The sequence below is a fragment of the Streptomyces canus 299MFChir4.1 genome, from assembly GCF_000383615.1.
Lineage (GTDB): Bacteria > Actinomycetota > Actinomycetes > Streptomycetales > Streptomycetaceae > Streptomyces > Streptomyces canus_C.
On record NZ_KB911612.1, the window covers coordinates 91,354 to 97,353 of the forward strand.

Genomic DNA, 6,000 nt, shown 5'->3' on the forward strand with positions numbered 1-6,000 from the left:
GAAGCACCCCTGCGCGCGAGGAGATGCCGTGGCCGGCAGAACGAGGTGACGTGCGATGCGGCACAGTGTCGTACCTCTCCCGCCGATCAGCTCATCAAATGATGGGCGACAACCGCCACTGAACCGGGCACGACCCGCTCCAGAACCGGCAGGACGGTGGCCCAGCCGTCGAGAACCACGACCTGTGCGGCAATCCTGCGGGCGTGGGCGGGCTCGGACAGCTCCGCGAGTGCGGCCAGTGCTCGGGCTCGTGTCGCGCGGTAGGCGATCGCGTGGGCGAGGGGCCTCGGCCCGGCCCGGATCGCCGTACCGACCCACCTCCCGGACGACCGCGACCAGATCTTCGCCTTGTGCCCAGCGGTCGCCGATCCGGTGGGTGAGGGCTTCGGCCCGGCCCGGATCGCCGTGGCTGTCCAGCTCTCGGGCTACTTCGATCAGTGCCCTGGCTTGTGCCCCACGGTCGTTGAGCGCGTGGGCGAGAGCCTCGGCCGCGTCCGTGTCGCCGTAGCGGGCCAGCTTCTCCGGCAATCTCCGCCTGCCGCCCCACGCACAGATCGGGATCGAGCCGGTCCGCGAGGGCCAACGTCCGCTCGACGTGCCCGAGCCCGTACCCGTGCCGGGCCAGCAGAAGGGTCACGCACTGCAGCAGAATGCTGTGGTCAAGGCCGCCGCCGGTGCCGAGCAGTGTCTCGGCCCGGTCGGCCAGGGCAAGGGCCACGTCATGGTCGGCGGTTGCGGCCACCGCGTCCAGCACGCATGCCATGTCCCAGGCGTCGAGCGGTGATTCGGAGGAAGGCAGGAGAGCCTCGACCTCGTCCAGGTCTTCTGCCTCGGCCATGTCCTTCGCGCTGGCCGTATCTGCTTCAGGGCCACGGCCTCTTCGCGGGCGCTCTGCTGAAAGCCGCACCACCACACCCAGAACTCGTCACCGTCCCCTGGCCCGAGAGCGCCTACCGAGACGTGGTCAACGCGGTCTCCGCAGCGGAGTCGGACACGTTCGACCAGGAGTTCTTCAAAGGACCGCATCGGCGGCGGGCCGACCTCCCCGGGAATCGGCCGTACGGTCACTGTGCCGTCTGCTTTGTGTTCGGCCTTCAACCAGGCCGTGCGGGCCATCTGAAGGGCGGTTGTCTCGATGGCCTTCGGCGTAACCACGCCGTCCCCCAGAAGCAGGTTCACCACAGCCCCGGCCAGCTCCTGGTGTTCCACACGCATCCCCCGACATGTGACCGACAGCTGGAATCGTCAGGAGCAACACCGTCGCGCTCCTCCAGACTTGGACCTCCCACGTCCTGAGTCGGACGGGTCGACGCCCGTTGGGCAGCGGCGCAGTACGTCGCCGAGCTCCCGGTGGATCCCGGCCCCCGAGGGCCGGACTACGTCTCTTTTCAGCCATGCCTCTGTAACGTCCCTGCACGGAAAGGTACTTCCGTACAGGATCATGCACCTGACATCTTGCATCCACTACTCGTTTCGTACGGCCCGGCCCGCGTCCTCGGCACGGCGGGGCCGTCTTTGGAGGATGCATTGATACCCCACATATCCAGCCGTCCTAGACGGACGCTGGTGCTGGCGGCCACGCTCGGCGCCGCCCTCACGTTCGGGGCCCCGGGCGCCCTCGCGGGAACGCTCCCTGTCGCCCCCTCCACCGCGCCGGCCGCCAAGGCCCACGCTCCGGCCGCCGTGCCGGCTTCTCAGAGTGCGACCTGGGTCGCCGGGACGCGTGCCTACCTCGTGATCACCGCCCCCGGTGACAGTTCGGCGGTCCGCTCGGCGATCACGGCCAACGGCGGCACCGTCTTCTCGAACTTCGACGCCATCGGCGTGATCGTCGCCCACTCGGCGTCCAGCACCTTCGCCGCCACCATGCGCGGCGTCGCCGGCGTGCAACAGGTCGGCGCCACGCGTACCTCGGACGTCCCGGCCGACGCCTACAACCCGGCGCTCCCGGCCAATCCGGCCCAGGCCTCGACCCCGGCCGGAGAACCGGTCCGGGCCGACATGAGCCAGATCAAGGCCGACCAGGCCTGGGCCGTGAACCCGGGCTCCGCCTCCGTCAAGGTCGGCATCCTGGACACCGGTATGGACGACCAGCACCAGGACCTCGCGCCCAACTTCGACGCGGCCGACTCGGTCTCCTGCGCCTACGGCAAGCCCGACACCCGTACCGGCGCGTGGCGGGACGTCGACACGCACGGCACTCACGTAGCGGGCACCATCGCCGCGGCCAAGAACGGCAAGGGCGTCGTCGGCGTGGCACCCGGGGTGAAGATCGCCGCGGTCCGGGTCGCCGAGCCGGGCAACTCCTTCTTCTTCGCCGAGAACACCATCTGCGGCTTCGTCTGGGCCGGTGACCACGGCTTCAAGGTCACCAACAACAGCTATTACACGGACCCGTGGCAGTTCAACTGCCCGGACAACATCGACCAGGCCGCCATCATCGAGGGCGTCAAGCGCGCCCAGGAGTACGCCGAGAGCAAGGGTTCCCTCCAGATCGCCGCGGCGGGCAACGAGAACTACGACCTCGCCCACAAGACGACCGACTCCGCGAGCCCGAACGACTCGACGCCGGTCACCCGCACCATCACCAACGCCTGCCTCGACATCCCGACCGAACTCCCGGGCGTGGTCACGGTCGCGGCCAACGGCACCGGCGTCACCAAGGCCTCGTTCTCCAACTACGGTCAGGGTGTCATCGACGTCGCGGCGCCGGGCAGCAGCGTGTACTCCACCGTCCCCGGCGGCGGCTACGGCAGCAAGAGCGGCACCTCGATGGCCACCCCGCACGTGGTTGGCGTGGCGGCGCTCATCGCCAGCGCCAACCCGGGCATCACCCCGGCGCAGCTCCGCGCCAAACTGGCCGAGCAGGCCAACGACATCGCCTGCCCCTCGGACAGCCGCTGCACGGGCACGACGGCCAACAACGCGTTCTTCGGCGAAGGACAGGTCGACGCCCTGAAGGCCGTAGGGACCACTTCCCCGCCCGGCAAGTACTTCGAGAACCTCGCGGACTTCGCCATCAGCGACAACGCGACCGTGGAGAGCCCGATCGCCGTAACCGGTGTGACCGGCAATGCCCCGGCCACCCTCAAGGTGGGTGTGGACATCAAGCACACCTACATCGGTGACCTGAAGGTCGACCTGGTGGCGCCGGACGGCAGCGTCTACACGCTGCACAACCACACCGGCGGCAGCGCCGACAACATCGCCCAGACCTACACCGTCAACGCCTCCTCGGAGGTCGCGAACGGCACCTGGAAACTCCGCGTCAACGACAACGCCGCCTCCGACACAGGCACGATCGACGCCTGGAACCTGACCTTCTAGCCCACAGGGCCCGGCAACGCCCGCGTACAGCACGCACAGCGCCGATGACAGCTCCGCCCACGGCCCCGCACAAGGCGGGCTGCGGTCTGCTCGGCCAGGGCTGCGAACTGCTGGGCAGTAGAGGGCATATGGGCCCCGGCGGCGGTGCACACCGCGGTTGGGGCCCATATGCCGGAGGCGTCCAGGAAGGCCACGGACGGCCTGGAGCCGGTGTCCAACTCACGGTGCGGCTCCCTGACGAGCTGCGGCCCCGTGCCCGCCGGCTCGAGCGGCGGGCCACCGTCCCGGCCCGGACCACGGAAGTCGGCCTCGCCGCGGGAGGCCCGGGGCCATCGTGGCCGCATCACGGATTGAACAAGACCGAGCCCTGAACGCCAGGGCCGCTGAACAGCGTCGTAGCCAAACTGAGGCTGAAGGCCTGGGGAGCCACAACCTCGGGAGTATCACTGGTCGCTGAGTCCGTCGTAGACCGCCACCATCAGCACCCGATCCTGAAGCGGCAGACACCACGGCGGGGCCGAGCCACCCCGCTCCCGCACCACTTCCAACAATCCCTCGGACTGCTACACCGCAGCCCCGTGAGCGTCTCCACCCCAACAGTCAGGTTTCGTGAGCTTTTTGCGCAGGTCAGGGCAGCGGCCAGGCCGAGGAAAGCGAGGAAGTGCGAGCCCTTTCGTTCGTATCGGATGGTCAGGCGGGGTAGCCGAAGAGCCAAGCGATCGACCGCTCGATCTCCCAGCGGTGCCGACCGAGGCGTTCGCCGGACTCGATGCCTGGCCGGCGCGATGCGCGCGACGAGCCCACGCGCACGCAGCCAGATGAGGTGTTCGACGGAGAAGTAGGCCTTGTCCGCGCGGAGTTTGACGGGCCGGCGCCGTCATGGCCCCCGGCGGGACCGGACTGCGGGGATGCCGAGGATGAGCGGCTTGAGGGCGAGACTGTCGTGCATGTTCGCACCTGACACGGCGACGGCGAGCGGGATGCCCTGAGCGTCGGACAGCACGTGCAGCTTGCTGCCCTTCTTGCCGCGATCGACCGTATTCGACCCTGTCGGCGATCCCCCTTTTTTTGGCGCGTACGGAGGCCGCGTCGGCGAGCGCCGAGGTCAAGTCCACGTCGCCCCGGACCCCCGAGTTCGTCCAGCACCGCCCGATGCAGCCGACAACGACGGCAGTAACGGGGCGACCAGCCTCCAGAGCTCATCAGGAACCAGACGCTTCGACAGATCAGCACTCACGGCCGGCATCATGACGCTCGAACATCAAGCATCAAGTCACAGGGGACAGCCTTCTATGCCTCGACTGATGCGGCCGATCTGGCGACCTGCTCGATCTTCGCGCAGTAGGCGGTGCGGGCGTCCTCATCGATCTGCATCTCGTGTTCGGGGCGCATCCCGGTTCGGCCGTCCACGCCTTCGCGCAGGATGTCGGCGTGTCCGGCATGCCGGTTGGTCTCGCCGAGGACGTGGACCAGGATGGCGAACAGGTTCGTGTTCAGATAAGGCTCCGGCCACCACGGCACGTGGCCCGGGGCATCGAGGGCAAGCGCGTCGATCGTCGCGTCTGAGTGGTCCCACGTGCGCCGGTAGGACTCGATGATCTGATCGCGCGCCTCGTCCTCCGCCGCCCACAGATCGCTGCCGTCGTGGTCCTGCCACCGGCGCAGCGGTTCTGGGGACGGCCGGTCGAAGACCTCGCCCAAGTACCTGGCCTCGACGATGGCCACGTGTTTGACCAGGCCGAGGAGGTTGGTCCCGGTCACTGTCAAAGGTCGGCGGGCGTCGTATTCGGACAGGCCGTCAAGCTTCCAGAGCAGCGCCTTGCGGTCCCGCCGCAGTCGCCCGTGCAGGATGCCCTTCGCGAATTCATCGATCATGCGGCATGAGCCTGCCATGGGCTACTCGTGACCTCAAGATCCCGTACGTGGACCGCAACGACCGGCAGTGCTGAAAGCCGGCCATGGCCACCGCCCCGGCATACTGAAGAAGCTCGCGGAACTTGCCACGTGAGACAGCCTCTCAATGTGCGATTCGGCCCGCACCCGGCGGGCGAAAGACGCCACCGCGCACGGCGACAACAGCTCGATGCATGGGATGGCCGTACAGATCGAGTTCGTCGACCAGACCCGCGCTACAGCGCATTTCGTGGACTCTCAGGTCAGCAAGACAGAGGCACACTCGTACTGCTACGAGCTCCTGCCTCACGGCGTCGTCGCCATCTACAGAGTGATTCAGCCCACGACCAAGAGGGGCGAACCAGCGGGCGAACCGGTGTCCCTGGAAGTCGTGGTCTATGGCCCGGGACTTGGTTCGCGGCGTACGGAACCCGCTTCGCGCGCTAGTAGGACTCCGTTAGGTTGCTCTGGCTCTTGGGTTCTGGCTGGTGGTGGACGTTGGGGGCAGGGGGCGGTGGCAGGTGGTGCAGGTGCCGGTCCAGCAGTTCAGCAGGTCTTGGATGGTGTCGAGGATCTGGTAGAGGGTGAGTCCGGTGTATCGGCTTTTGGGGCCAGGCGCTGTTCGGTGAGGAAGGCGTGGGCTGCGGTGACCAGGGTGACGTGGTGGTGCCAGCCGTTCCAGGAGCGGCCCTCGAAGTGGTCCAGGCCGAGGCCGTGTTTGAGTTCCCGGTAGTCGTGCTCGATGCGCCAGCGGATCTTCGCCAGGCGGACCAGTTCGGC

4 protein-coding genes and 2 pseudogenes are annotated in these 6,000 nt (G+C 68.0%); 2 read left to right on the forward strand and 4 right to left on the reverse strand.

Going from position 1 to position 6,000, the window contains the following annotated elements; translation table 11 throughout:
* The first annotated feature begins 595 nt into the window (after positions 1 to 595).
* Both H293_RS58685 and H293_RS0138770 read left to right on the forward strand, forming a co-directional pair.
* Positions 596 to 784 carry a hypothetical protein gene (locus H293_RS58685; RefSeq protein ID WP_020123168.1) on the forward strand — a complete coding sequence of 63 codons (189 nt, stop codon included), beginning with the start codon at positions 596 to 598 and terminating at the stop codon, positions 782 to 784.
* A 782-nt stretch (positions 785 to 1,566) separates the two neighbouring features.
* Positions 1,567 to 3,327: a S8 family peptidase gene (locus H293_RS0138770; RefSeq protein ID WP_020123169.1), complete on the forward strand. Its 1,761-nt coding sequence runs from the start codon at positions 1,567 to 1,569 to the stop codon at positions 3,325 to 3,327.
* 464 nt (positions 3,328 to 3,791) lie between these two features.
* Here the strand turns inward: H293_RS0138770 and H293_RS61785 are convergent.
* The 4 genes and pseudogenes from H293_RS61785 to H293_RS0138785 all read right to left on the reverse strand — a co-directional run.
* A pseudogene (locus H293_RS61785) lies at positions 3,792 to 3,931 on the reverse strand (IS5/IS1182 family transposase); the annotation flags it as partial.
* A 273-nt stretch (positions 3,932 to 4,204) separates the two neighbouring features.
* Positions 4,205 to 4,369 (reverse strand): annotated as a pseudogene (locus tag H293_RS61790) (transposase); the annotation flags it as partial.
* Between the two features lie 248 nt (positions 4,370 to 4,617).
* Positions 4,618 to 5,202 (reverse strand): DinB family protein, encoded by a 585-nt coding sequence (locus H293_RS0138780; RefSeq protein ID WP_020123171.1) that lies wholly within the window; start codon positions 5,200 to 5,202, stop codon positions 4,618 to 4,620.
* A gap of 564 nt (positions 5,203 to 5,766) precedes the next feature.
* The coding region (locus tag H293_RS0138785) for a transposase (protein ID WP_020123172.1) at positions 5,767 to 6,000 on the reverse strand (234 nt) is incomplete at its 5' end.

What these genes read in the sequence shown, in the direction of transcription:
- H293_RS0138780 (WP_020123171.1), bottom strand. Translation starts at nt 5,202, where the DNA reads ATGATCGATGAATTCGCGAAGGGCATCCTGCACGGGCGACTGCGGCGG.